Below are 25,854 nucleotides of genomic sequence, written 5' to 3'. Positions count from 1 at the left end.
TTGCTTAGGGAGGAATCTAATGAAAAAATTCGCTACTTTGCTGGCGCTTGCCGCCTTTGCATTGCCGACTGTCGCAATCGCGCAGGATGCGCCGGGAACGACGAAGAAGGATAGCTATCGCTTCGTCATCGTGCCGAAGGTCGTTCATCCCTGGTTCGACAAGGTTAATGATGGCGCGCAACAGGCCGCGGCAGCGCTCAAGGCGCAGACTGGCGCGAATGTTGAAATCGTTTATTCGGCTCCGCAGAGCGCGGATGTCGTACAGCAAAACCAGATCATCGACAGTGCGCTGGCAACCCGTCCTGACGGTCTGGCGCTGGATCTGCTCGACCCGTCCGGCAATCGCGCATCCCTCGAAGAAGCGCAGGGACAGAAGATTCCGCTCGTCCTGTTCGATTCCGTGCCGCCGGAAGGCATGGCTATTACCCATATCGGTTCCGACTTCTGCGAGCAGGCAAAGATCGCCGCGCGCCGTCTGGTCGAGGTGCTTGGCGGTGAAGGCGAAGTCGCGATCATGATGGGCGTGCCGACGGCGCCTAATCACTCCATCCGCGCCGATTGCCATCGTCAGGTATTCGCCGAGCATCCGGGCATCAAGGTTGTTGCTGAAGGCATCGACAATGACAGCATCGAAACCGCTCAGCAGCAGGCAGCCGCAATCATGCAGGCCAACCCAAATCTGAAGGGCTGGGTCGCATCGGATGCCGCAGGTCCGATCGGCATCGGTCAGGCTATTGTCGAAGCTGGCAAGCAGGGCAAGGTCACGCTCGTCGGTCTCGATAACCTGCCGGAAATGCTCGACATGATCCGCAACGGCGTTGCTGACAGTTCTTCGGCATCGCAGCCGGAATTGCAGGGCTACTGGTCGGTCATGGTGCTCTGGGCCCAGGCAACCGGCGCTCCGGTGCCGGGTTATATCGATACCGGCAACGCATTCCTGACCAAGGAAAACGTGGGTAACTAATCCCACCGATCACGCTACAGGAGCGCGGGGTTTCTCCGCGCTTCCTTTGTCCAATGCTGTCCAGGATGTCCCTCTATGGCTTATCTTGAAACGCGCGGCCTCGGCAGGGATTTTCCCGGTGTGACCGCTCTGGATGGGGTCGATCTCCAGGTTGAGCTCGGACGCACCCATATTCTTGCTGGCGAGAACGGCGCGGGTAAATCCACCCTCGTGAAAATTCTGACCGGGACCGATCACGCATCGCGCGGTCAGGTTCTGATCGATGGGCGCGATCCTGCGTCCGATCCGACGCTCTATAAGAATGTGGCCTATGTCCCGCAGGAACTGACTCTGTTTCCGCAGATGAGCGTAGCCGAAAACCTGTTCATGCCATTCAGCCGGACAGGTCATGGCGGTTTTTTGGTCAATCGCACGGCGTTGATGGAAGAGGCCAAGACATATCTCGACCGGTTCGGTATCGAAGCGCATCCGCATCAGCTGGTTGCCAATATATCGGTATCCGACCAGCAGCTTTTGCAAATTGCGCGGGCCTGCACCAATTCTCAAATGAAGGTTCTCATTCTGGACGAACCGACATCGTCACTGACGCGTGTCGAGGTGGAGCGCGTTTTCAAGGTTATTCGAAGCCTGCTCGATCGTGACCATGCGATTGTCTTCATCAGTCACAAGATGGATGAAGTCTTCCAGATCGGTGATGATTACACGGTCCTTCGCAATGGCACAAAGATTGAGAGCGGCAAGATCAGCGACGTGACGGAGGCGGATCTCATCCGCGCCATGTCTGGTCGCGATCTCGCGCTGGACGAGCATTTCCGACCGACGGGCGAGATCGCCGCGCCGATCATGGAAGTTCGTGGACTTTCGGGCCCGCGATTTGAAGACGTCAGCTTCGATCTGCGTAAGGGCGAAATTCTCGGTTTTGCCGGACTGGTCGGCGCTGGGCGTTCGGAAGTCATGCAAACCATCTTCGGATTTCTCAAGGCGCGCGCCGGAAGCGTGACGGTCGAAGGCAAGGATTGGGCATTGAACGACACGTCGCGTTCCGTGGCCGGTGGCATGCTCTATCTTTCGGAAGAGCGCAAGCATCACGGGATTTTCCCGCTGCTGTCGCTGCGCGAGAATATCGGTCTGTCCGTGCTTTCACTGACCAGCGGCTCGCTCGGCATCAATGACCGCCGCGAACGTAACATTGTTCAAAAAATCATCGACGATTACGGTATTCGCACCTCCGGCATGGGCAAGCGCATATCGCAACTTTCAGGCGGTAATCAGCAAAAGGCGATTATCGGGCGCGCCATGGCAACGCGGCCGCGCGTGCTGATCTTCGATGAACCGACCAAGGGCATCGATATCCGCACCAAAACCGAAATCTATCGCATCATGAAGAATCTGGCCGAGGAAGGCGTGGGCGTCATCCTGGTTTCCTCGGAACTGAACGAACTCAAGAAATGCGCAAGCCGTATCATCACGATGCACAACGGGCGCATTACCGGCGAGTACGACGCCACCGAAACCAACAACGAAACACTCGTAGGCGCGATCTTTGGAACAGAGGTAAAAGCCGATGCAAACTAAACCGCTTTCCAACTTGATACGCACGCCGCTTGCAGGCGTCTTCTTTGCCCTGCTGGTGATTTTCGTCCTGTCGGCGGTGATTTCACCTTACTTCCTCACGCCATATAACCTTTCCGTCGTGGCACGCGGATTGGCCTTTGTGGGGCTCATTACCATTGCCCAGTCCATGCTCATGGTGTTGGGAGAACTTGATCTGTCGCTTGGCGTCATTGGCGGCCTGTGCGGCGTCGTCTCCGGTATTCTGATGGTCAAATTGGGAATCGAACCATATACCGCCATGCTTTTGGCGCTGTGTTTGGGCGCTTGCCTCGGCCTGCTCAACGGCTTGCTGGTTACCGTTCTCGGCTTGCATTCGCTGGTTCTCACTATCGGTACGGCGGGTATTTTCGGCGGCGCTAATCTGGTGCTGACGCGTGGTGTCGCGATTACCGGCATACCGCGTGAGGTACAGTTTTTGGGACGTGGCGACCTCTTCGGCGTTCCGGTGCCGTTTCTGGTGATGATTGCCGCACTTCTGGTTGCAACCTTCGTAATGCTGAAAACGCCGTTCGGTCGCTATATGTATGCCATTGGCAACAACCGCGACGGTGCACGTATGCTGGGTATCCGCGTCAACAAGGTACGCCTTCTGGTGTTCGTCGTGGCGGGCGCCATCGCGGCACTGGCCGGCGTGTTGATGGTGGCGCGTCTGGGAACGGCGCAACCGTCCATCGGCGATAGCTGGGTTCTGGCCCCGATTGCAGCCTCTGTCATTGGTGGTGTCGCCACCACGGGTGGCATCGGCAGCCCGATTGGAGCGATCCTTGGCGCGGGTATCATCGCCATCATCGAAAACATCATCGTGCTGTTTGGCGTCTCGCCGTACTGGCAGGGGATTGTGTCCGGTGCGATTGTGGTTCTCGCTATTTCCTTTGATGCAATCTCGCGCCGCTATCTGCGACGCGATGCCAACTAAATCCGCCGCTGAAGTTTGATGAGAGATACGAAAATGAATGAACAGGTCAGAACCAAAAAGCTGATTAATGCGCCGGAAAACATCATTGCGGAATTGATTGAAGGCATGGTTGGCGCTCATCCGGATATGCTGCGTGTCGAAGGCGAGACCGGACGTGCCGTAGTGGCCGTTGATGGTCCCCGCGACGGCAAGGTTGGTATCGTTGTGGGTGGGGGCTCGGGACATGAGCCTGCCTTTGCCGGGTACGTCGGTCGCGGACTGGCCGATGCCGCGGCGGTTGGAAATATTTTTGCCTCGCCATCGCCATCGCATATTGCCGAAGCGGCGCGCGCGGCGGATGGTGGTGTCGGTGTTCTCATGCTGTACGGCAATTACACCGGCGATGTGCTCAACTTCACAATGGCAGCGGAAGAGCTGGCGCAAAGCGGAATGGATGTGCGCCATGTGGCTGTTGCCGACGATGTGGCCTCCGCACCGCTTGAACGGAAGACGGAACGGCGCGGCATTGCGGGTGATTTCTTCGTATTCAAGGTTGCAGGCGCTGCCGCGGATCTCGGTGAACCTCTGGCGCGCGTTGAAGCATTTGCGCAGGCGGCGAACGAAGCGACACGCTCGATGGGTGTTGCGCTGAGCCCATGTTCCTTGCCACAGACCGGCAAGCCGAATTTCACCATCGGCGACGAGGATATGGAAATCGGCATGGGGCTGCATGGCGAGCCGGGTATCCGTCGCGAAAAACTTGCGCCTGCCGATGCTGTTACTGACGAATTGATGGCGTCCATACTGGAGGAACTGGCTCTCAAGCGTGGTGACCGTGTTGCGGTTCTGGTCAACGGACTTGGTGCGACATCGCAGATCGAGCTCTATCTGGTTTTCCGCCGCGTCAAGCAGTTGCTGGATGGCAAGGGCGTGAGCATCCACGCGTCCTGGGTGGGCGAATATGCAACATCGCTCGAAATGGCTGGCGCTTCCATTACGCTGATGAAGCTCGACGATATATTGCAGGCGCTGCTCGACCATCCGTGTCATACGCCTGCGGTGACGGTCGGTGCCGTGCAGCCCAAGGAGCGTCTGGCCAGTCGCAGCCATAAGGTGGAGCATGCCGCAGAAACTCGCGATCCTGCCCAAGACGCGCCGCGTGAGTTGATCAAGGATGGTGATGTGACGCCAGCCATTTTCAAGATCATGATGGCCAATGTCGGCGAGCAAATCATCGCCGAGAAAAACTGGCTATCGGAGCTGGACGGCGTTATCGGCGACGGCGATCATGGCATCACGATGGAAATCGGCTGGAAGGCAGTGCAGCACGCGCTGGAAGACGCGCCGGAAGACGAAACCATCGACGCCATCTGCAAGCGCATGGCCAAGGCGTTTCTCGATGCAGTGGGCGCATCCTCGGGGCCGCTCTACGCGACGGCATTCCTGCGCGCTGGTACTGCGGTCAGCAACCGGTTGAATCTTGATGGTGCGGGCATGGCCGATTGGCTGGCAGCGGCGTGTCAGGGCATTCGCGATCGTGGTCGCGCGGAACCGGGCGACAAGACCATGATCGATGCATGGGTTCCGGCTGTCGCTGCCGCTGCGGAGGCCGTAAAGCAGGGCCGCTCGACGCTGGATGTCCTCCTTGCGGCCCGCAAGGGTGCAGAGGCTGGTATGCAATCGACGGCTGCCATGGAATCGCGTCGCGGTCGTTCCGCAAAACTCGGTGAGCGTTCCGTTGGCCATATCGACCCCGGCGCAGCATCGACATTTGTGACGCTGCGCGCCATGACGGAAGCCTTGCAGAGCACCGCGAAGAAATAAGCAATTGCTTGCAGGGGTTGCTTAACGCGGCCCCTGCAACAAAGCCCGGGCGACGCCTTCATTGGTGACGAGGCGATTGACATATCCGCCGCGCAATATGGCGCGGATGATTGGAATTTTATTGAGACCACCAGAAACAAGAACCGAGACGGGTTTGAGTTTCAGCTTGTCCGGCGGCAGAGCGATAATTGAATCATTGAGAAAATGTTCGATCGGTCGTCCCCGAGCGTCGAGAAAGCAGCCCATGAATTCTCCGACTGCGCCAAGTTTCAGCACCGTATCGAGATTATCTTTGACAACCCGGATATGTGTCAGCGACGTTTCTTGCGTCAGCGGGCCGCACGAAACAAGCCCGATATCGGCAATCTCAGTTCTGGCCAGAACATCGGTCAGCTCATCATTGAGCAGCAGCGCATTGCGGCTTTCCGGGTTTGCGCAATAGATCGGCGCGGTCAGGTAGTGACATTCCACGCCCAATGCGCGGGCAAAATCCGTTGCCACTTCGAACGTGTTTGTCGCTGAACCGCTGGTGACGCCGCCTGTTAATCCGACAACCCAGCTCTCGGGCTTGGGACGCAGATGGAGCCTGCGAACCGCAAAGCTCAAGGTTCTGCCAGAGCCGATCCCGACGCCCATGTCGCGCCCTTCAATCAGTTCCGACGCCATTGTGCCTGCGGCTTCGCCGATAACCCGCTTCTGCTCGATATAATCGTTGAGATCGGGCACGACGACCGCCTCGACCAGATCGTATCGCGCCGCAACCTTCTCAGCCAGTTCAATGCAGTCGGTCAATGGCAGGTTGACGTTGACCTGCACCTGTCCCGACTCGCGCACATGCCCGATGATCTTGTTGACCTTGAGCCGGGTGATGTTCATCCGCTGTGCAATTTCTTGCTGGGTCTGCCCACCGATAAAATAGAGCCAGGCAACGCGCGCGCGCTCCAGCTCGTCATCCAGCGATCCGAAATCCTCGTTCATTTCCGTGCCTTGCACATTGCGCGCGCCTTCAGCTGCAATCTATCTCGAAACAGTATCTCCACTCATAGCAGGCATATCAATGCTGGCAACCGGCCAGTTTCGCAAAGGCAGGACGCTTGTTCAGGCATGGAATGGAACATGACTTCTTTCAAAGGCGGTATCGGGCGCAATGAGGCGGCGAATCGCTTTGCAACATGATGCGGCCCGGAATCTCCGGAAAGGAGCGGTGTCGCCGAAACATAATGATTACAAGGAGATGGCTAATTGCCAACGATCACGAAATAAAAAAATTGAACACAAAATCACATTTAAATCGTTATAATGTTATAGCCACGTTGTTAATATCTCAGGATGATGTTAGTGGGCTCAGGCCTGCTGACCTTTCTCACGAATATGCGTGCGGCAGGCAAAAAATCAGTGATTGGCAAGGAGGTTGCCGCCATGAATTTCGGCTCGCCCTTATCCGACATGCTGCAACTGGCAAACTGCATCGGAGAGAAAGTGATTGGCACGAACTGCTTCGGCGCTTCCGCGTCGATGCTCGGCGAAATTTCTTCTGGAGCAAGGTGAATAATAATGGCTGGCAATTTTGCGCCGCTGGTTCTGGCTGGCGATAATGACCGCGTCGAGGCTGATACCGTTGGACACTATCTCGATGGCTGGGCAGGGCAAGACGTTCTGCGACTGGCGACAGCCAATGCGATCAAGGCCATTCTCGCGGGGTCGAGCAGGCTCGCTGGGCGCATTGCACGCGGTTCGTTGCCGGGTGATCCGGGAAAGCTTGTTGGCGTCAACAGCGATCAGGATCAGCAGAAAAGCATCGATGTCGGTTCGCACAATCTGTTTGTTGATTTGCTGATCGAAGCGGGTGCGGCCTCCGTTTTATCGGAAGAAGCCGATCTGCCCGTGGCAGGCAAGGCTGATGGTCTGATTGCGGTTGCCATCGACCCGCTGGACGGTTCCGGCAATGTTGGTCTCGGCGCGCCGCTTGGCACGATTTTCTCGTTCTTCCCCGCTGATACGGACGAACCCTTCCTGCAGCCGGGCAACAGGCAGATTGCAGCAGGATATGTATCCTACGGCAATTCTGTCGATCTCTGCTTTTCGGTTGGCGATGGCGTGATTTTCGCCACCTTCGATCCGGCGAGCGAACTATTCCAGATTACGCGCCGCAACGTGACTCTGCCGGAACGCGCGTCGGATATTGCGTTCAATGCATCCGTTCAGCGGCATCTTTCTGCGGGCATGCAGGCCTATGTGAATGACGTCTTCCTCGGTAAGGACGGGCCGCGCGGTCGCAATTTCAACATGCGCTGGCTCGGCGCGGCCGTTGGCGACATGCATCGCATCATGCAGCGCGGTGGCCTCTTCTTCTATGTGGATGATCGCCGTGCGGGCTACGAAAAGGGCCGCCTGCGGCTCGTTTATGAAGCAAATCCGATCGCTTTCCTTTGCCGGGAAGCAGGCGGAAAAGCAACCAACGGTTCGACCGCTATTCTTGATATTCTGCCGCAATCCTACCATGAGCGAAGCGCGCTCGTGTTTGGCGTTGCTGAAGAGGTGGATGTTCTGGGTGAATATTACGCGCGTGAGCGCATCTGACCGCGACTGGTAGGGAGACTGAAAAATGGCACGCATCACACTGCGTCAATTGCTCGATCATGCAGCCGAAAAAGGCTATGGCGTTCCGGCATTCAACATCAACAATATGGAGCAGGCGCTGGCGATCATGGAAGCGGCAAATGCCGTCGATGCGCCGGTTATCTTGCAGGCATCCCGCGGTGCGCGTTCTTATGCCAATGATATCATGCTCCGCCACATGATGGATGCAGTGACGGAAATCTATCCGCATATTCCGGTTTGCGTCCATCTCGATCACGGCAATGAAGCTGCTACCTGCATGACGGCCATCCAGGCCGGGTTCACCTCGGTGATGATGGACGGCTCGCTTAAAGCTGACGGCAAGACGCCTGCCGATTGGGACTATAACGTCTCGGTCACCCGCCGCGTCAGCGAAATGTCGCATCTCGGCGGTATTTCGGTGGAAGGTGAACTGGGTGTTCTCGGTTCGCTGGAAACCGGCATGGGTGATGCGGAAGACGGCCACGGCGCGGAAGGCAAGCTCTCGCACGATCAGCTTCTGACCGATCCGGATGAAGCGGTGAAATTCGTCCGCGAAACCAAGGTCGATGCACTGGCAATTGCCATGGGCACCTCGCACGGCGCATATAAGTTCAGCCGCAAGCCGGACGGTTCCGTGCTGGCCATGAATGTGATCGAAGAAATTCATCGCAAGCTGCCGAACACGCATCTTGTCATGCATGGTTCGTCGTCTGTGCCGGAAGACCTTCAGGAAATCATCAACAAGTTCGGCGGCAAGATGAAGCCGACCTGGGGTGTGCCGGTCGAGGAAATCCAGCGCGGCATCAAGCACGGTGTGCGCAAGATCAATATCGACACGGATAACCGCATGGCAATGACCGGCCAGATCCGCCGCATCCTGCAGGAAGACCCAAGCGAGTTCGACCCGCGCAAATATCTGAAGCCAGCGATGGCCGCGATGACCAAGCTTTGCAAGGATCGTTTCGAGCAGTTCGGCACCGCCGGACATGCATCTTCGATCCGTCCGATCCCGCTAGCCGATATGGCGAAGCGCTATCTTGATGGTTCTCTCGATCCGAAATTCAGCTAAGCTTTTAGCTTGCTGTAAAAATAAAAGCGGACGGTTTCCCGTCCGCTTTTTTTGTCATGTTCTGACGAATAAATCAGCACTTGTTGTACTTGGCGTCGACATCGTTGATGGCGTTCACGTTTCCAGCCGAGCGACCGTTTTCGTCAAAGGTCTGGGCGAGGAATGCATCGGCGATGGTCTTGGCGACTTCCGATCCGATCACGCGCGCGCCCATGGTGATGATCTGGGCGTTGTTCGACAAGGCGGCGCGTTCAGCCGAATAGGTGTCATGCGTCAGCGCTGCGCGAATGCCGGGAACCTTGTTGGCCGCGATGCAGACGCCGATACCGGTGCCACAGACGAGAATGGCGCGGTCATAGGTGCCGTTCAGAACAGCCGATGCAACGCGGTCGGAAAGATTGGCGTAGAATGCGTCGGCGCCAGCCTCGGTGCGCGAGATTTCCGAAACCTCGAAACGGTCCTTGAGGTGGTCGGCGAGAACCTTGGCCAGACCTTCGCCAGCGCTGTCTCCTGCTACTGCAATTTTCATGATCTCACTCCTTAACTAGTCTGAATTCTCAATTCACTTGAATCTTGGCTGCGCATTTGGCCAGAATGTCGAGATAGCCCTCGACGTTCCAGGCGGAGCGTCCGATGAAGAGGCCATCAATATGCGGGCAGGCGATCAGTTCTTCGCAGTTGCCGGGATTGACTGAGCCGCCGTAAAGGCAGGGAACGCGGCGACCGACAATGCCTTCAGCGACGGCGATAATTTCTGCCTGTCGGGCATCGGCATAGTCGGCGGAAGCGGGAATGCCGTTTTCGCCGATGGCCCAGACGGGCTCATAAGCGAACAGGATTTCGGCCTGCTTTTGCTCGTCCGACAATTTGGACAGCGCGCCGCGCACTTCTTCCGCGAGAACCTCTGCCGCCCGACCGCTTTCACGGTCCTCCAAGGTCTCGCCGATGCAGATCAGCGGGATCAGCCCGTGGCGCACCGCAGCTTCAACCTTGAGGCCAACAGTCTCGTTGGTTTCGCCGAAATGCTCGCGCCGCTCGGAATGGCCGAGTTCCACAATGTCGAGATTGCAGTCTTTGAGCATCAGCGGAGAAATTTCACCGGTCCATGCGCCTTTATCAGCCCAATGCATGTTTTGTGCGCCGACCTTTACGGATGTGTCGGACAGGATTTCCTTCACTTTGCGCACAGCCGTGAACGGTGGAATGATGAAACGCTGAATATCAGCAGATCGTTCGCCGTCAGCGGCCTTCAGCGCGTCGGCAAAGGCCCGCGCTTCCGCCAGCGTCTTGTTCATTTTCCAGCTCGTTCCAACCCAAAATCTGGCCATGCCCAAATGCTCTTTCCTAGTCTGCTATTGTCAGTTTGATCCCAGCCTGTTCCAGCTCGGCTGTGATTTCGCGGCCAGGGGATGTATCGGTGATGATGGCATCGAAATCGGCGAGGTCGGCCATGACATGTAACGCGGGACGCCCGAAGCGCTGATGATTGACCAGAAGGCAGGTGCGTGTCGCCGAAGCGGTCATTGCGCGTTTGGTGCGCACAACATTTTCGTCCATATGGTAGACGAGCCTGCCATTGACGGCGGGTGTCGAAATGAACGCGATGTCGGCACTCAGATGCGACAGTGCCTCTTCCGTCAGCAGGCCGAAAAAAGCGTTGAACTTGGGCGAGAAAACACCGCCGAGAGCAATGAGATTGATCCCGCTTTCGCCTTTCAGCTCATCGATGATGACCGCGTTATTGGTGATGACGGTCAGCGGCCGCTTTTCGGGAAAAAGCCCGCCCAGAACCGCAGCCGTGGAACCGTCATTGATCATGACGGTCATGCCCGGCTCGATCAGTTCCAGTGCCGCTCTGGCCATCTGAAGCTTGGCTTCATTGTCCTGGCGCACGCGAAATCGAAAATCGCTTTCGAATTGCGAGCCTGCATCCATTGTCGCGCCGCCACGAACCTTGCGCAAAACACCAGATTCTTCCAGCGAATCCAGATCGCGATGGATTGTCATTTTGGACACGGCAAAGCGATCCGACAGATCGTCAAGATCGACGGACTGATTTTCAATCAGTAAATTTATGATCGCCTGTCTTCTGTCGTCGCGCTTCACGCTTGTGTCCGATCTGTCTCGCGAAACATTCAACGACGATAAATCACAAAATCACAAAAAAATCTACAATAAATGTGATTTTGTGACATTTTCACGTTCGCTATTCGACGAGGAATTTGGCTGTGCGCTCATCGGTGATCAGGCCGTAAAGACGCCCGCTTTTCAGGACTGCTCGAATGGCTTCGGCTTTCGGCAAGCCGCCCGCAAGGGCGATAATGCGGCTCATATCCGCGTTTTCAACCGACGCGGCGATGGTGCGTGCGGTGAGACCGGTTTCCAGTCGCTTGCCATTAGCATCGAAGAAATGTCCGAGCATTTCGCCGACGCCACCGAGATAGGCGATTTCTTCGACTTCGGCGAGTTCGATCATGCCGGATGTCACGAGTTGCGCCTGCGAATCCACAGTGCCGATCCCGACTATTTTCAATTCTGCCCGGCATCCCATATCGAAAACAGTGGTGACGCCGCGCTGGGCAAGCAGCACTTCGCGATCTTCAGCCGTGTTGGCGAAGAACGGCACCGGCATCACATAAGCGGGCATGCCGGTTTTTTCCGCGATGCGATGCATCACGTCATGGGGATTGGCGGCGAAATTGCGTGTAAGGCCGCCGAGAAGCGAGACAAAGCGCAAATCATTTGCCACAACGCGCGGCATATAGTTGACCGCAGCCGACAGGGTGCGGCCATGGCCGATACCGATTACCTCATGGTCGCCATGTTCGATTTCGCGGCGAAGAAAATCCGCGCCCGCGTGGCCAAGCGCGGTGAGGGGCAGGCCTTCCTCACCGATATCGGGTACGACTTCGCAATAATCGAGATCGTATCGATCTGCGAGACGGTTCTCCAGATCGATACACTCGGTAATGTCGCCGTCGATGGTGACCTTGACGGCACCATCCGCAACCGCCTTGGCGATGAGACGATGCGCCTTCACGGAAGGTAGCCCGAGGCGCTTGGCAACAGCCGACTGGGTCATGCCTGCAACAAAGTGGAGCCAGGCTGCACGAAGGGCGAGGGAATCGTCTGCATCTGCCATTTCGAGCTGTCCGGTCCCTTCGCAGGTCAGGCGCGTTTTAATCTGATCTTATCAGAGGCGCGCGCCTTAAGGTTTTTCACTTGAAGCATTATCCTGTCGAACGTCGTGGTGCTTCGGTCGGATTCTGCCGTTCTTTATATCTTCAAATCCTTGACGCCGGTGTCAATGTGCGGGGCCCAGAAAGCCACACTTTCCGCAATCTGCGGAATGACTTCGCGGTCGTTCGGTTCGCGTTCCTTGAATGAAAGTTCAAGGCAGATTTCATTGTCTTGGGCACCGCCCTCGGCGAAAGCCTTCAGCAAAGGTTCCGGCTGAATGCGACCCTTGGCGTTGAAGGCCGCGGTGAACGGACGATGGCCGCCCTTATCCATCAGGCTCTGCTTGATGTGGATGATCGGCGAAACTTTTGGCACCGCGCGTGCCCAGGCATAGGGGTCAAAGTCGTCCGGATTGGCCGATGTGACATCGCCGTGGTCGATATCCGCCATCATCCACATCGGGATCGTCATATGTGCAGCGGTCAGGCGATCCTGAAGTTTCATGCATTCGGCGATGGTTTCGCCGAATTCCCGACCGATACTCATCGGCTCCCAGAACACATAATCCAAACCGGCACCGGCTGCATGGTCGGCCACTTCCGCCCAGCAGTCGATTGCAATGTCTATAAGCTCCTCGCGACGCGCGGGATTGTCAAAGTCTTTATAGGTGAAGATCGCAAACTGTGTGCCGACCGATTTGCCGCCAAGGTCGCCGATAATATCGGCAAAGGTCTTGAACCAATCGACATAATAGCGACGCACTTCGCTGTCGGGATGGCCGAAGTGATTGAGGCGACCATAGGGCCCTGTCATGCCCGATGTTACGCGAACGCCTGTTCGCTGCAGGGCTTTGTCCATCGTGCGCGTCAGGCGACGGATCGTGGAGGCCTGCCAGCTGGGATTGATGAATTCATGGGTCAGCTGAAGATCGCGCAGGCGGAGATCGCGGGCCACTGTTTCGATTAGATCATCAGGCTCGGCAAAGCGATTGACCAGCGGGTTGGTGTTCAAAGAGAGCGTAAGGGCCATGTCGTCCTCAGGCAGCAATATGTTTGTTGTCGAACCACTCCGTGACGGCAGCGCGTTCGGCTTCAGTCAGATGCAGGTAGTGCTTGGTGCGGCGGTAGAGAATATCTTGTGCCGTCTTCGCCCATTCTTTTGCGACCAGATAGCGAATTTCGGCCTCGTAAAGATTGCCGCCAAAATGGCGGCCAAGACCTGAAAGTCCAACCGCACCGGCGACGACATCCTTGGTTCGCGCGCCATAAAGGCGACCGTAATGGTGCACAAGCTGACGTGGCATCCAGGGATAGCTGTCGCGCAAGCTATTGGCGAAGGTTTCGTAATCGGCGTTGGGTATTTCACCGCCGGGTAGCGGCGCGTCATGGGTCCAGTCGCCCCCCATATTGGGGAAAATATGCTTCAGGCGGTGCATGCCGCGCTCGGCCAATTCTCGGAATGTCGTGATTTTACCGCCGAACACATTCAGAAGGGGCGCGTCGTCGGTTTCATCCAGATCGAAGACATAGTCGCGCGTGACAGCCGAAGGGTTGCCCTTGCCGTCATCGAACAATGGGCGCACGCCTGAGAATGCGTGCAACACATCTTCCCGGCGCAGCTTTTCCTTGAAATAACGATTGACCGCAGCGAGCAGATAATCGATTTCCTTTTCCTCTGCGGCAACGTCTTCCGCGCGGCCCTCATAGGCAATGTCTGTGGTGCCGATCAGCGCCTTGTCGCCTTCATAAGGGTTGATGAAAATCACGCGCTTGTCGTGGTTCTGAACGAGATAGGCATTCGAACCGGCCCAGAATTTGGGCACGATGATATGGCTACCCTTGACCAGACGCACATTCCGGCTTGAGTTCGATCCGGCCACATTGTGGATAACATCCGTTACCCAGGGGCCTGCGCAATTGACGATGCAGCGGGCGCGGAAGCTGCGGTTTTTGCCTGTATCGCGGTTGCGCGTTTCAACGATCCAGCCGCCTTTTTCGCGGCGCGCCGACACAACCGGCGTGCGGGTGAGGATGGTCGCTCCTTTTTCAGCGGCGCCCAGCGCATTGAGCGCGACAAGCCGGGCGTCATCGACCCAACAGTCTGAATATTCGAAGCCCTTGGTATATTGGTCGAGGATCGGTGTGCCTTCCGGGTCGCGCCTGAGATCGAGCGTGCGGGTGCCGGGAAGTTTCTTGCGTCCGCCGAGATGATCGTAGAGAAACAAGCCAAGCCGCACGAGCCATGCCGGACGGTCCTGCGGGCTGTGGGGCAAAACGAAACGCATCGGCCAGATGATATGCGGTGCTGCATTGAGCAGCACCTCGCGTTCGATCAGCGCTTCCCGAACAAGACGGAATTCGTAATATTCCAGATAGCGCAGGCCGCCATGGACAAGTTTACCGGAACGTGACGAAGTGCCTTCCGCCAGATCGTCCTTTTCGGCCAGAACGACCTTGAGACCGCGCCCGGCAGCATCGCGCGCAACGCCTGCGCCATTGATGCCGCCGCCAATCACAAACAGGTCACAAGTTTCCGTCTCAGCCATTGCATGCTCCTTGGAATGCCGATGTTTCGGCACGTCTCATCATATTGCGCCAATCCGCCCGGCCTTACCTGTCGGCGGCCAGTTGGTCCCAAACCGGCGCCAGCGCCAGCCGGGATTCCCGATAGGCGAGATAAAGCTCTTCATAATGCCGTGCGCGGGAAGCGTCGGGTGCTTCCGGGGTTCCAAGCAGAGGCTCCACCCATTCGGCGATACAGTCATCCATCGTCGCATAGGCCCCAATGGCGACAGCCGCCATCATCGCCGCACCGGCGGCGCCAGCTTCCTCGCGGGAGGAAACGCGAACCGGCGCATTGACGGCAGCGCTGAGTGTGCTGCGCAAAGCGCGTGATCGCGCGGCGCCGCCCGTGACGCGCAGTTCGGCTGGCATGTCGCCCATGGCGGCATAACAATCGCGCGTTGCCATGCCCAGTCCTTCGACCACGGATCGCACCAGTTCGGGGAAACGATCACGGCTCGAAAGACCGATGAGGCTTGCGCGCGCGCTGGCATTGACGAAAGGTCCGCGTTCTCCTGCCTCTGAAATATACGGATGATAGAGGATTGCACCCGGGCGGCTTGCATTGAACCATACGTCGAGGCGCGGGATAAGGTCATTCAGCGAAACAGGCTTGTCCGGTGTGGACATGAGGTCGGCGGCCACCTGCAATATCCAGTCGATATTGATCGTCGCGCCCATATTGGTCTGAACTTGCGTCACAATGCCGGGAATTGGCAATGCGATAACATAGCCGGTGCCTTCCCGATTGAGGTGAATGTCTGCGACCCGCTTTGCGCGCATATGCACGCCTGTGGAGCCAATGGTGGAGCAGCCAGCATCGGAGGCTCCGCCACGAACGCCAGCACCGAGTGCAGTCATGGCCATGTCCACATAGCCGAGGCTGACGGGCGTTCCGGCCAGCAAGCCGGTTGCGGCTGCCGCCTCTGCACTCAACGGATGCATGGTCTGTGTGCCGTCGATGATTTCAGGCAGAAGCTTGCGGCGTTTTTGCAGGCCCAGTGCTTCAATGACGACATCGTCATATTGGCGGTTGCGAAAATTGCCGAAGGTGAAGCTTGCTTCCGATGGGTCGGTGGCCCGAATGCCGGTGAGGTTCAGATAGAGCCAGTCCTTGCAGTGAAGCGCGACCTCGGTCTGGTCGAGCAGTTCTGGCGCAACGCTATCCATATGCGCCATCTGCGAGCCTTGTTGGCATGTATTGAGTCCCGTGCCTGTCGCTTCGAAGCGCGCACGGTTCATGGGGCCAGCGGCAAGCCGCGTCACAGTTGTGGCGGCGCGTGCGTCGAGCCAGATCCAGGCGTCAGTTACGGGCTGGTTGTTCTTTCCGACCAGCCAAGTGCCGTCACCCTGACCAGTGACGGCGATCGCCGCCGCGCGCTCGCGCAGGTTTGGAACTTTTTCTGCAAGGCCGAGCAGGGCGCTGGCGCAATCTTTCCAGGTTTGTGACAGGGACTGGGTCACGGCACCGTGATCGCCGGTATCGTATTTGTTGCGTACGGCCGCAGACTCGATCTGGCGTCCGCTGAAATCAAACGCGACTGCTTTGAGAACGGACGTGCCAGCATCGATTCCGATGATGAGATCACCTTTATGACGCATGGCCGCTACACGTAATTATCGACATCTGGATTCCTCCCGCGACTGAAATGCGTCGCCGCAACCCTGTTTTTAATGAAATCGGGCATTCGCGTGTAACTGAGATAACATAGCGGCTCGGCAATGTCTGTAAAATTTTTATGTGTACGAATTATTTTTCACAAACTTGTTAGCCGAGAGGAAGCCACTTCAAGAAGTGAGGCGATTTTTGACCCTTTGGCAGCGGGAAATCGTTCGCGCTTTATGATATAATATATTGAAATAGCATGTTTTTTATTGAATCTCTCTACGAGAGAGCTAAGCCTCAATCCGGTCGTCAACAGCCGCGATGGCTTTTAAATATGTGGATTGAAACAGTCGTTTCTGGTGCCATAACGGGCGGATTTCTCGCCGAAAAACGAACTTCCCCCGTCTGTTCCAAAACATCGGATTGACAGTTATCTATGTTTATAACATCATAATTGGAATTAATAACACGTCGCTATCATAATGCATGGGGCGATGCCTGTTTCCAGTAGGCACGGAGGAGCGGAGCCCTGGGACCGCGTGGAGGATGTCATGATTTTGTCCGTTGTCCCGGTTGCCGCGCGAGTGGAGAATTTCGCTGGCCCGATCTGACGGCAGGGCTATTCGCAAACAGGTGAGTGTTCACGGCGGCCAGTACTGGGCGCGATCCGTTCCGACAATTCGGCAGGTTTGAATAATGAGTGCACAGACTAATCAAGTTTCGCGAGCTTCGCCCAAGCAAAACCGCGCCATTCTTTGGAGTGTGATTGCGGCTGTGGTCGTTATAGGCGCGATTGGCTTCGATACGAAGATCGTCAAGATCGGTTCTGATTCCGATGTGCGTCAGCAAGCATTTTCGCCTGAGGCTTATGGCGCTTCAGAGTTTCCGAAGGTGAAGTCGAGCATTATCGAACGTGCCGCCGATGCAGCCGAAGTTGGAACGGCGCTTGCAGCCGACAAGGCTGCGGCAGGCAAGAAATATGGTGTTGGCAGCGTCAATCCAGTCATTCCTGTGAAGTTCATCGGCGTCGTTGAAGAGCGCAAATCGAACTATAATGTGATCAAGGTCGATGGCTTGCCTGAAGGCATGTCGATCCGGGTCCAGACAGGTCCCGCCGTCAATGGCACGGATTTGCGCGATGCGACCGGCACAATTGAATTTGGTCAGTTCAAGAACCAGATCGAATTTCAAAATGCAGGTTCTGCGCTCAACAACGAAATGAAGAAGCAGGTTCTGCAAGGCGTGGATGCCGACAATCTCGTCGGCAAGACGGTTTCGGTGACCGGCGTGTTCAAGCTCGTCAATCCAAAGAACTGGCTCGTCACGCCGGTGGAGTTCGCAGTCAAATGAGCGCCGCCGCAACAATCGAAAATCCCAGAATTGAAGGCAAGAACGGTGATGTCGTTCTCGCCGCGCAGAATGTCGCCAAATCTTATGGTCGCATTCACGCTCTCAAGGGTGTGAATTTCGAGATACGTCGCGGCCAGGTCACCACGCTTTTCGGCGAAAACGGCGCCGGCAAGTCGACTTTGATGAAGGTGCTGTCGGGAGTTATTCAGCCGACATCCGGCACGATTGTGCTGGACGGCGAACCGGTGACATTCAATTCGTCGACGGAAGCGCGTGACCGAGGCATCTCGATCATCCATCAGGAACTGAGCCTCGCACCCAACATGAATGTGCGTGACAATATCTTCATGGGGCGTGAAATCCGCACGCCGACTGGCGTAAATTTCGCCGAAGAAGAACGCCTCACGCGCGAACTCATGAAGGAACTGGAAGAGGATATCGACCCGCTGACGCCGGTTGAAGAGTTGCGTCTCGGCCAGCAGCAGATTGTGGAAATTGCACGCGCGCTTTCGGTCAATTCCCGCATTCTCATCATGGATGAACCGACCTCCGCATTGAGTGCATCGGAAGTCGAGGTGCTGTTCAAGGTCATCCGCGATCTGACATCGCGTGGCGTTGCGATTGTCTATATCTCGCACCATCTCGAAGAAGCACTGCAGATCACCAATCATGCCGTCGTGCTGCGCGATGGAACGATGACGGCCTATGCGCCTCGCAACGAAATCGATCTGGAATGGATCGTTCGTAACATGGTGGGTGAGAACTTCGATCTTGGGTCTCCTCCAAACGGCTATGAATTGGGCGACGTTGCCCTTTCCGTAGAGAACCTGACGGTTCCAGATCCTGCTGGCGCGGATTTCGCGCTGGTCGACCGGCTGTCGCTCGATGTGCGGGCAGGCGAAATCGTTTGCATCTATGGGCTGATGGGTGCGGGCCGCACCGAGCTTCTGGAAACGGTTGCCGGTCGTTTGAAGGCCAGTGACGGTCGTGTGCTTCTCAAGGGCACCGACGTCTCGGGTCTTTCCATCGCCCAACGCATCGAAAAGGGGCTGGTTCTGGTTCCGGAAGATCGCCAGCGTGATGGTCTGGTCCAGACGATGACTGTCGGAAAGAACCTGTCACTGGCCAGCATAGCCGAGATCACCAAAGGCCTCTTCACGTCCCGAAAGAGCGAGAAGAACATCATCGATCAGTCGATCAAGAATGTTCATATCAAGACCGATGGCGGTGATGCGGCGATTGGCTCGCTGTCCGGCGGCAATCAGCAGAAGGTCGTGATCGGCAAGATGCTGGCCACCGAGCCCGAAGTAATCCTGCTGGATGAACCGAGCCGGGGCATCGACATCGGCGCGAAGGCCGAGGTGTTCAAGTTGCTGGCCGAGAAAGCCAAGCAGGGGCTGGCGGTCATTTATACGACTTCCGAAGTTGGTGAATGCCTCAGCATTGCTCATCGCATCATGGTCATGCATCGCGGGCGCATCTCAGCCGAATTTGGTTCGGATGTCTCCAAGGAGAAGATCATGGCCGCCTCGGGCGAAGCCATGGTTGGTCATTGAGAAACTGCTGCATGTCTTCGGTTTTCGAGCGGGCATGCGCAAGTCGAAAAGTTCGAGCACCTGATCTGATGTTACCAGATCGCTGGAATGCTTTAGTTATGGAGCACTGATAGAATGTCAGTCACGAGCACAAAAGACAAAGCGGCAACCCCAGGCGGGGCGAAGCGGAAAACCAATATCGTGCATCTGCTGCTCGAAGGTCGTGCATTTTTTGCTTTGATCGCAATCATCGCTGCCTTTTCGTTCCTATCGCCCTATTATTTCACGGTCGACAATTTCCTCATCATGTCTTCGCATGTGGCCATTTTCGGGTTACTGGCGATTGGCATGTTGCTGGTGATCCTGAATGGTGGCATCGATCTTTCCGTCGGTTCCACACTGGGGCTTGCAGGCGTCGTTGCGGGTTTCCTGATGCAGGGCGTGACGCTGCAGGAATTCGGCATCATTCTGTATTTCCCTGTCTGGGCCGTGGTCATCATCACCTGTGCATTGGGGGCGTTTGTCGGCGCTGTTAATGGCGTGCTGATTGCCTATCTGCGGGTTCCAGCCTTCGTGGCCACGCTTGGCGTGCTCTATTGTGCTCGCGGTGTCGCCTTGCTGATGACGAATGGTCTGACCTACAACAATCTTGGTGGCCGTCCGGAACTGGGGAATACCGGCTTTGATTGGCTCGGTTTCAACACGCTTTTCGGCGTTCCGATTGGCGTTCTGGTTCTGGCTGTGCTGGCGATCATCTGCGCGGTCGTTCTCAATCGCACTGCGTTCGGTCGCTGGCTCTATGCTTCGGGCGGAAACGAGCGGGCGGCAGAACTTTCAGGTGTTCCGGTCAAGCGGGTCAAGATTTCCGTTTATGTGATTTCGGGCATCTGCGCTGCCATTGCCGGTCTCGTCCTGTCGTCGCAGCTGACCTCTGCTGGTCCAACCGCCGGTACAACCTACGAATTGACGGCAATCGCGGCTGTCGTCATCGGCGGCGCGGCGCTGACAGGCGGACGCGGCACCATTCAGGGTACGCTGCTCGGCGCCTTCGTTATCGGCTTCCTCTCCGACGGTCTGGTGATCATCGGCGTATCCTCCTATTGGCAGACCGTCTTTACCGGCGCGGTGATCGTGCTCGCGGTTCTGCTCAACAGCATTCAATACTCCCGACGATAGGAATAGGGCCAGGTCCGATTGCGGATGGGCCGTATTCCAAGGGCGTATCGAAAGGTTCCAAGACGGCGATCAACCTCAAAAGCCTCGCCCAATGGAAATGATACCCGCCGGGCAACCGGCACAACACAAACAATAATGTTACGGGAGTGAGACATGTTTAAGAAGGGTATGCGCGTTCTGTTCGCTGCTGCAGCGGCACTGCCGCTTATCGCCAGCGCTGCCTGGGCTGAAGGTCTGATGACGATCATCGTCAACGACCCTTCGAACCCATACTGGTACACCGAAGGTGAAATCGCCAAGAAGACGGCTGAAGGCCTGGGCTATTCGGCTGTCGTTGGCGGTCACAAGGGCGACACCAACACCGAAAGCAACCTGATCGACACTGCGATCACCAACAAGTCGGTTGCGATCATTCTTGATCCGGCCAATGCTGACGGCTCGGTTGGGGCGGTCAAGCGCGCTGTCGCAGCAGGCATTCCGGTGTTCCTCGTCAACGCCGAAATCAATCAGGAAGGTCTTGCCAAGGCACAGCTCGTTTCCAACAACGCGCAGGGCGCTGCAATCGGCGCAACCCAGTGGGTTGAAAGCGTTGGCGACAAGGGCAAATATGTCGAATTGTTCGGTGCACCATCGGACAACAATGCGGCAACCCGCTCGAATGGTTACGAAACGGTCCTGTCGCAGTATCCGGATCTGGTGAAGGCCGGTAAAGATGTTGCCAACTGGAACCGCACCCAGGGCCACGACAAGATGCAGGCCCTGTTGCAGGCCAATCCCGACATTATCGGTGTCATCTCCGGTAACGACGAAATGGCTCTTGGTGCAATCGCTGCTCTGAAGAAGGCTGGCAAGCTGGAACAGGTCAAGGTTGGCGGTTTCGACGGTTCGCCGGATGCGGTCGCTGCGATCAAGGCCGGTGAGCTTCAGTACACCGTGCTGCAGCCGGTTGCCATTTTCTCGGAAGCTGCCGTCAAGCAGGCTGACAGCTTCATCAAGACCGGCAAGACCGGTGTTGAGCAGGAAAAGCAGCTTTTCGATTGCTTCCTGATCACCAAGGATAATGTCGACAAATATACGGCTCCGTTCGTTCTCGAGCAGTAAGAGCATAGACCGGAGCGCCGGCTCTAACCGGCGCTCTGGATATCGTTCCCCTTTTTGTCTGGCGTAGTCCGCCAGAACCTGTCAGTGACAACGAAATAATGGCTGGGAACGGATGGCAGGCATGACGGTGAGCAACAAGGCAAGCATTGACAATCTGATGACAGATCAAGTGCCGAACGACAGTCGGCATGCGCGTCAGCTGGTGCGCCGCCAGCAGATTGCCGAGACTGTGATGGCCGAGGGGTCGATGCGGATCGAAGATTTGACGGAGCGTTTCGGCATCAGCCTGATGACGGCGCATCGTGATGTCGATGAACTTGTCAGCCGGGGACTTTTTCGCAAGACGCGTGGGGTCGTTTCCGCAGCACCTACCAGCCTGATCGAAGCAAGCGATCTTTACCGGGTGTCGCGACAGTCGGAAGAAAAGAAACTGATCGCGGAAGCCGCGATGCAATTTGTCGAACCGGGGCAAGCCATCTTTCTGGATGACTCGACCACCGTTCTGCAAATGGTGCCGCATCTTCAGGCCAAGACGCCTTTGACCGTTATTACCAATTCGCTGATCCTGATGAACGAAGTTCGCGATATGCAGGACATCACGCTGATCGGTCTGGGTGGGCAGCTTTACAACTGGTGCAACGCCTTTGTCGGCGGCATGACGATCCATGAAATCCGTCGCCTGCGTGCCGATGTGGCGTTCATCTCGATCGCCGCAATCACCGACGATCTGTTGTTTCATCAATCGACAGAAATGGTTGAAACCAAAAGAGCGATGCGCGAATGCGCGGCGAAAAGTGTGCTTCTGGCCGACCACACAAAATTCGAACGGCGCGCTTTGCATAATTTCGGCGCCCTGAGTGATTTCGATGTGGTTATCGTCGATGAAAACACGCCCGAGGCGCATATCGAACATATGCAGTCCCAGGAAATAAATGTCGTCATCGCCCGTTCGGGCGGTCAGAAAGAATAACAAAATCGCGGCGAACGCGTTTTGCCGAGCCTGCATTTACATACCAGGAATACGATCCATGCCCTGCCTGTTGGGAATCGATAGCGGACTGACCGTCACGAAAGCCGTATTGTTCGACATTGACGGCAGGACGCTGTCAGTCGCGCGCCGCCGTGTCGCCCAGTCGTTTCCGCATCCCCGTCACGTCGAGCGTGACATGGACGAATTCTGGAATGCCACCGCGGACGCGATTGCCGAAGCGATTGCCACGAGCGGCAGGCCTGCTTCCGATATTCTGGCCATTGCCACCACTGCTCATGGCGACGGTATTTATATGCTCGACAGTGAACACCGCCCGCTCGGCGCGGGCATTCTGTCGCTGGATAGCCGCGCTGTCGATATTGCGGAAAACTGGGTGAACGGTGCCGTCGCAGAACAGTCCATCGCCATTACCGGACAATTGCCGCATGCTTCCGCACCTTCGGCCATTCTCGCCTGGGTGAAAGAAAACGAGCCTGAGCGCTTCAGTCGTATCGCACATGTCATCGCCTGCAAGGACTGGCTCCGGTTCTGCCTGACCGGCGAGGTCGGAACGGATCGGACTGAAGCGTCCACCTCCTTCACGGATGTGCAGAGACAGGATTATTCACGCGACGCGCTTGCATTGTTCGGACTGGAAGCCCTTTGGAACGCGTTGCCACCCATGTCGCGTTCGGACGAGATCGTGGGTGGCGTTTCTGCGGCTTGCGCGGCGCGCACCGGTCTTGTTGCCGGTACGCCGGTTGTTGGTGGTCTGCATGATGTTACGGCATCGGCGCTTGGCGTCGGCGGGCTGAAGATGGGCACTGTGGCGGTGGTCGCGGGAACCTATTCGATCAACGAGACACTATCCTCCGAACCGCATGTGAATCCGAACTGGTTTTGCCGCAACGGTATCGCGCCGGGGGAATGGAACAACATGTCGATCTCGCCAGCGTCAACGGCGAATTACGACTGGTTTCTCGATAAGCTCTGCCCATCCGAGCGGCATCTATCGGAAGAGACAGGTCGCTCGATCCACGACATGTTGCGCCCGGAAATAGATGCTGCACTGGCAAAGCCCTCAACAGCATTGTTCCATCCTTATCTTTTTGGTTCGCCTTATGGCGCCATGGCAAGCGGCGCTTTTTTTGGTCTGCGCGGCTGGCAGGAACGCGGTGATATGCTGCGCGCCGTATGGGAAGGGATTGCCTTTAATCACCGCATCCATGTCGATCATCTCAAGGAAGGGTTCGCCATCTCCGCTGCGCGGTTGACGGGCGGCGTATCGCGCAGCCCGGCCTTTGCGCAAATGTTTGCCAATGTGCTTGGGATGCCGGTGACCGTCACTGAGACGGATGAGGCAGCAGCTTGGGGCGCAGCGCTTTGCGCGGGCAAAGGTGCGGGTGTTTTTGCTGACGTTTATAGCGATCCGCGCGATCTCGATGCCATCGGTTGCACTTATACTCCAGATGCGGAGCGCAGCGCGCAATATGAAAAACGCTTCGCACTGTTCAAGGAAATTGCCTCGGCGCTTGGGCCATTATGGCCGAAAATTGAAGCTCTTTCGGATTGACGACAGAACGAACGCATGTTGCGCGATTGCGCAGACAACAGATGTAAAGACGGTGAAATGAACAGTTTCGTAGGCCCTGCCGAAATGAAGACCCGCATCGCCCAACTGGAAGCGGATGGTGTTGACGTCCTTATTCTTGGCGCGGGCATCAACGGTGCGGGGCTGTACCGGGATTTGTGCGAACAAGGCGTGAATTGCCTTATCGTCGACAAAGGCGATTTTGGATCGGGCACCAGTGCCGCACCGTCGCGGCTGATCCATGGTGGTTTGAAATATCTGGAAACCGGGGAATTCGGTCTGGTTGCGCAATCCACGCTGGAACGAAATCTGCTTTTGAAAAACGCGCCGCATAATGTTGAGCCGCTGCCGACGTTTATTCCTGTGTTCTCGTGGACCAAAGGGATCACCGCGGCCTTGCGCACATTGTTCGGTTCCACGACTGCGCCGCGCAGTCGCGGTGCCGTGCTGATCAAGATCGGCCTTGGCCTCTATGATTATTTCGGTGCGCGTGAGCGCGTTATGCCGCACCACCGTTTTCTCCTGAAGAAGACCGCAACGCAGGAAATGCCGTACATAACGCCTGCGATTGTTGCAGGCGGTATCTATCATGACGCCAAGGTCAGCCGACCCGAGCGGCTGGTCTATGAACTGGTCAGTGACGGACTTCAGGCCAATTCAAAAAGTGCAGCTGCGAATTTCACCGCCTTGGTCAATGCCGTTGACGGTGCAATTAGCTTTGAGGGGCCAGACGGCGCGGCGTTCTCAATGAGGCCGAAGCTTGTGATCAACGCTGCTGGCCCGTGGATTGACCGGGTGAATTCTGCGCTTGGTAAACCCACTAAGATGATCGGCGGCACTAAGGGGTCGCATATTCTGATCGACCATCCCGAACTGGTGAAAAGCCTTGCTGGAAGGATGATTTATTTCGAGGCCGATGACGGTCGTATCTGCCTTGTTTACGACTATCATGGTCTTGCGCTGGTCGGTTCGACCGACATTCCTTCCGACGATCCGGACAATGTGCGCTGCGAGGACGATGAAACGGATTATTTCATTGAAAGCCTGCGTTCACTGCTGCCGAAATTGCAGTTCGACCGCAATCAGATTGTCTACACCTATAGCGGCATCCGCCCGCTGCCTGCGTCCAATGCCTCAGAACCGGGGTTGATCAGTCGCGATCACTCGGCGCCGGTGATTGAGCCCGATCCGGCGCGTCCATTCGCAATCATCTCGCTGGTAGGGGGCAAATGGACGACGTTCCGGGGGTTTGCCGAAGAGGTTGCGGACACGGTCTTGCAACGGTTGCAACGCACGCGCCTCCGCTCGACGCGCAATCTCGCAATCGGCGGCGGTAAGGATTACCCGCTGGATGACAATGCGCGCCGTGCGTGGGTCGCAAAACAGGCAAGTACAACGGGCCTTGAAGCTGCGCGTGTCGAGCTATTGCTCAAGCGTTACGGCACGACAGCGGGCTCCATCATCAGGGACGAAGCCAAAGTCGGTGTCACCTATTTGCCCGAAACGGATACGGTGAGCCGCGCCGAGATTGCCTGGATCGCTCGCAACGAACTGGTGGTTCATTTGGCTGATGTCGTGCTGCGTCGCACAACGCTTGCCATTGACGGCGCGCTGACCGCCGATAATCTGGCTGCGATTGCGGATATTCTGGCGCTGGAACTGGGTTGGGACGAAGCGCGCAAGGCTGAGGAAATTGAAGCGGTGACCGCAGAACTCGCCAAGCGTCACAATGTCATTTTGGCGGAGAGGCCCGCAAAGCGGCGCTGAACCTTTCCAGAGATACGCGACCGGGAGGATGTCGCGTATCCGCTGCTTTC

The 25,854-nt window shown here is 56.8% G+C and carries 22 protein-coding genes; 14 read left to right on the top strand and 8 right to left on the bottom strand.

The annotated features are described in order from the left end of the window. The first annotated feature begins 19 nt into the window (after positions 1-19). The 4 genes from D8666_RS18585 to dhaL all read left to right on the top strand — a co-directional run bounded on the left by D8666_RS18585 (position 20) and on the right by dhaL (position 5,297). Positions 20-964, top strand: a complete 945-nt coding sequence (locus D8666_RS18585; RefSeq protein ID WP_109365855.1) for a substrate-binding domain-containing protein — start codon at positions 20-22, stop codon at positions 962-964. Positions 965-1,039: 75 nt separating this feature from the next. Then, entirely contained in the window at positions 1,040-2,539 is a 1,500-nt protein-coding gene (locus D8666_RS18580; protein WP_121538967.1) for a sugar ABC transporter ATP-binding protein, read from the top strand. Continuing rightward, positions 2,529-3,494: an ABC transporter permease gene (locus tag D8666_RS18575; RefSeq protein ID WP_121538966.1), complete on the top strand. Its 966-nt coding sequence runs from the start codon at positions 2,529-2,531 to the stop codon at positions 3,492-3,494. Before D8666_RS18580 ends, D8666_RS18575 begins: the two co-directional genes overlap by 11 nt. A gap of 33 nt (positions 3,495-3,527) precedes the next feature. Continuing rightward, positions 3,528-5,297: a dihydroxyacetone kinase subunit DhaL gene (dhaL, locus tag D8666_RS18570; protein ID WP_121538965.1), complete on the top strand. Its 1,770-nt coding sequence runs from the start codon at positions 3,528-3,530 to the stop codon at positions 5,295-5,297. A 21-nt stretch (positions 5,298-5,318) separates the two neighbouring features. Here the strand turns inward: dhaL and D8666_RS18565 are convergent, their stop codons facing one another. Beyond that, positions 5,319-6,275, bottom strand: coding sequence for a sugar-binding transcriptional regulator (locus D8666_RS18565; protein ID WP_109366406.1), 957 nt, complete (start codon positions 6,273-6,275; stop codon positions 5,319-5,321). Between the two features lie 393 nt (positions 6,276-6,668). On the opposite strand from D8666_RS18565, the gene D8666_RS24370 reads away from it, so the two are divergent. The 3 genes from D8666_RS24370 to fba are packed head-to-tail and all read left to right on the top strand — an operon-like array spanning position 6,669 to position 8,967. Next, positions 6,669-6,845, top strand: a complete 177-nt coding sequence (locus D8666_RS24370) for a hypothetical protein (RefSeq protein WP_209445995.1) — start codon at positions 6,669-6,671, stop codon at positions 6,843-6,845. Next, positions 6,846-7,877, top strand: a complete 1,032-nt coding sequence (locus D8666_RS18555; RefSeq protein WP_121538963.1) for a class 1 fructose-bisphosphatase — start codon at positions 6,846-6,848, stop codon at positions 7,875-7,877. A 25-nt stretch (positions 7,878-7,902) separates the two neighbouring features. Continuing rightward, complete coding sequence (fba, locus tag D8666_RS18550) at positions 7,903-8,967, top strand: class II fructose-bisphosphate aldolase (protein WP_109365861.1); 1,065 nt, start codon at positions 7,903-7,905, stop codon at positions 8,965-8,967. A gap of 73 nt (positions 8,968-9,040) precedes the next feature. Here fba and derI read toward each other — a convergent pair whose 3' ends face one another. The 7 genes from derI to D8666_RS18515 all read right to left on the bottom strand — a co-directional run bounded on the left by derI (position 9,041) and on the right by D8666_RS18515 (position 16,310). Beyond that, positions 9,041-9,496, bottom strand: a complete 456-nt coding sequence (derI, locus tag D8666_RS18545; protein WP_121538962.1) for a D-erythrulose-4-phosphate isomerase — start codon at positions 9,494-9,496, stop codon at positions 9,041-9,043. A gap of 28 nt (positions 9,497-9,524) precedes the next feature. Continuing rightward, complete coding sequence (locus tag D8666_RS18540; protein WP_121538961.1) at positions 9,525-10,295, bottom strand: triose-phosphate isomerase; 771 nt, start codon at positions 10,293-10,295, stop codon at positions 9,525-9,527. A 16-nt stretch (positions 10,296-10,311) separates the two neighbouring features. After that, complete coding sequence (locus tag D8666_RS18535) at positions 10,312-11,073, bottom strand: DeoR/GlpR family DNA-binding transcription regulator (protein WP_109365864.1); 762 nt, start codon at positions 11,071-11,073, stop codon at positions 10,312-10,314. A gap of 100 nt (positions 11,074-11,173) precedes the next feature. Next, the gene (locus D8666_RS18530; RefSeq protein WP_109365865.1) at positions 11,174-12,109 is read right to left on the bottom strand and encodes a sugar-binding transcriptional regulator; all 936 of its coding nucleotides are present in this window, start codon (positions 12,107-12,109) and stop codon (positions 11,174-11,176) included. Between the two features lie 134 nt (positions 12,110-12,243). Next, positions 12,244-13,176, bottom strand: coding sequence for a TIM barrel protein (locus D8666_RS18525; protein WP_121538960.1), 933 nt, complete (start codon positions 13,174-13,176; stop codon positions 12,244-12,246). Positions 13,177-13,183: 7 nt separating this feature from the next. Further along, positions 13,184-14,692 carry a glycerol-3-phosphate dehydrogenase gene (locus tag D8666_RS18520; protein ID WP_121538959.1) on the bottom strand — a complete coding sequence of 503 codons (1,509 nt, stop codon included), beginning with the start codon at positions 14,690-14,692 and terminating at the stop codon, positions 13,184-13,186. Between the two features lie 64 nt (positions 14,693-14,756). Continuing rightward, positions 14,757-16,310 (bottom strand): FGGY-family carbohydrate kinase, encoded by a 1,554-nt coding sequence (locus D8666_RS18515; RefSeq protein WP_121538958.1) that lies wholly within the window; start codon positions 16,308-16,310, stop codon positions 14,757-14,759. A gap of 700 nt (positions 16,311-17,010) precedes the next feature. On the opposite strand from D8666_RS18515, the gene D8666_RS18510 reads away from it, so the two are divergent. From D8666_RS18510 to D8666_RS18480, 7 genes are all read left to right on the top strand, one after another. Further along, the gene (locus D8666_RS18510) at positions 17,011-17,664 is read left to right on the top strand and encodes a DUF2291 family protein (protein ID WP_121538957.1); all 654 of its coding nucleotides are present in this window, start codon (positions 17,011-17,013) and stop codon (positions 17,662-17,664) included. Then, the gene (locus D8666_RS18505; RefSeq protein WP_121538956.1) at positions 17,661-19,220 is read left to right on the top strand and encodes a sugar ABC transporter ATP-binding protein; all 1,560 of its coding nucleotides are present in this window, start codon (positions 17,661-17,663) and stop codon (positions 19,218-19,220) included. Before D8666_RS18510 ends, D8666_RS18505 begins: the two co-directional genes overlap by 4 nt. A gap of 114 nt (positions 19,221-19,334) precedes the next feature. Continuing rightward, a complete protein-coding gene (locus D8666_RS18500; protein WP_109365871.1) occupies positions 19,335-20,375 on the top strand; it encodes an ABC transporter permease in 1,041 nt (346 codons plus the stop codon). Between the two features lie 153 nt (positions 20,376-20,528). Beyond that, the gene (locus tag D8666_RS18495; RefSeq protein ID WP_121538955.1) at positions 20,529-21,476 is read left to right on the top strand and encodes a D-ribose ABC transporter substrate-binding protein; all 948 of its coding nucleotides are present in this window, start codon (positions 20,529-20,531) and stop codon (positions 21,474-21,476) included. Between the two features lie 121 nt (positions 21,477-21,597). Further along, positions 21,598-22,446: a DeoR/GlpR family DNA-binding transcription regulator gene (locus tag D8666_RS18490; protein WP_121538992.1), complete on the top strand. Its 849-nt coding sequence runs from the start codon at positions 21,598-21,600 to the stop codon at positions 22,444-22,446. Positions 22,447-22,504: 58 nt separating this feature from the next. Further along, positions 22,505-24,019, top strand: a complete 1,515-nt coding sequence (locus tag D8666_RS18485; RefSeq protein WP_121538954.1) for an FGGY-family carbohydrate kinase — start codon at positions 22,505-22,507, stop codon at positions 24,017-24,019. 57 nt (positions 24,020-24,076) lie between these two features. Then, on the top strand, positions 24,077-25,804 hold the full coding sequence (locus D8666_RS18480) for a glycerol-3-phosphate dehydrogenase/oxidase (RefSeq protein WP_121538953.1): 1,728 nt from the start codon (positions 24,077-24,079) through the stop codon (positions 25,802-25,804). The last annotated feature ends 50 nt before the right edge of the window (positions 25,805-25,854 follow it).

The sequence above is a fragment of the Ochrobactrum soli genome (genome assembly GCF_003664555.1).
Classification (GTDB): domain Bacteria; phylum Pseudomonadota; class Alphaproteobacteria; order Rhizobiales; family Rhizobiaceae; genus Brucella; species Brucella teleogrylli.
Note: the sequence above shows the minus strand (reverse complement) of the source record. Positions and strands in the feature narration are given on the sequence as shown.

Excerpts from the sequence above, each read along its gene's own strand:
- D8666_RS18490 (WP_121538992.1), top strand. The coding sequence starts at position 21,598 with ATGACGGTGAGCAACAAGGCAAGCATTGACAATCTGATGACAGATCAA.
- D8666_RS18505 (WP_121538956.1), top strand. The coding sequence starts at position 17,661 with ATGAGCGCCGCCGCAACAATCGAAAATCCCAGAATTGAAGGCAAGAAC.
- fba (WP_109365861.1), top strand. The coding sequence starts at position 7,903 with ATGGCACGCATCACACTGCGTCAATTGCTCGATCATGCAGCCGAAAAA.
- D8666_RS18525 (WP_121538960.1), bottom strand. The coding sequence starts at position 13,176 with ATGGCCCTTACGCTCTCTTTGAACACCAACCCGCTGGTCAATCGCTTT.
- D8666_RS18530 (WP_109365865.1), bottom strand. The coding sequence starts at position 12,109 with ATGGCAGATGCAGACGATTCCCTCGCCCTTCGTGCAGCCTGGCTCCAC.
- D8666_RS24370 (WP_209445995.1), top strand. The coding sequence starts at position 6,669 with ATGCGTGCGGCAGGCAAAAAATCAGTGATTGGCAAGGAGGTTGCCGCC.
- derI (WP_121538962.1), bottom strand. The coding sequence starts at position 9,496 with ATGAAAATTGCAGTAGCAGGAGACAGCGCTGGCGAAGGTCTGGCCAAG.
- D8666_RS18575 (WP_121538966.1), top strand. The coding sequence starts at position 2,529 with ATGCAAACTAAACCGCTTTCCAACTTGATACGCACGCCGCTTGCAGGC.
- D8666_RS18515 (WP_121538958.1), bottom strand. The coding sequence starts at position 16,310 with ATGCGTCATAAAGGTGATCTCATCATCGGAATCGATGCTGGCACGTCC.
- D8666_RS18580 (WP_121538967.1), top strand. The coding sequence starts at position 1,040 with ATGGCTTATCTTGAAACGCGCGGCCTCGGCAGGGATTTTCCCGGTGTG.
- D8666_RS18565 (WP_109366406.1), bottom strand. The coding sequence starts at position 6,275 with ATGAACGAGGATTTCGGATCGCTGGATGACGAGCTGGAGCGCGCGCGC.
- D8666_RS18510 (WP_121538957.1), top strand. The coding sequence starts at position 17,011 with ATGAGTGCACAGACTAATCAAGTTTCGCGAGCTTCGCCCAAGCAAAAC.
- D8666_RS18520 (WP_121538959.1), bottom strand. The coding sequence starts at position 14,692 with ATGGCTGAGACGGAAACTTGTGACCTGTTTGTGATTGGCGGCGGCATC.
- D8666_RS18485 (WP_121538954.1), top strand. The coding sequence starts at position 22,505 with ATGCCCTGCCTGTTGGGAATCGATAGCGGACTGACCGTCACGAAAGCC.
- dhaL (WP_121538965.1), top strand. The coding sequence starts at position 3,528 with ATGAATGAACAGGTCAGAACCAAAAAGCTGATTAATGCGCCGGAAAAC.
- D8666_RS18540 (WP_121538961.1), bottom strand. The coding sequence starts at position 10,295 with ATGGCCAGATTTTGGGTTGGAACGAGCTGGAAAATGAACAAGACGCTG.
- D8666_RS18495 (WP_121538955.1), top strand. The coding sequence starts at position 20,529 with ATGTTTAAGAAGGGTATGCGCGTTCTGTTCGCTGCTGCAGCGGCACTG.
- D8666_RS18480 (WP_121538953.1), top strand. The coding sequence starts at position 24,077 with ATGAACAGTTTCGTAGGCCCTGCCGAAATGAAGACCCGCATCGCCCAA.
- D8666_RS18585 (WP_109365855.1), top strand. The coding sequence starts at position 20 with ATGAAAAAATTCGCTACTTTGCTGGCGCTTGCCGCCTTTGCATTGCCG.
- D8666_RS18500 (WP_109365871.1), top strand. The coding sequence starts at position 19,335 with ATGTCAGTCACGAGCACAAAAGACAAAGCGGCAACCCCAGGCGGGGCG.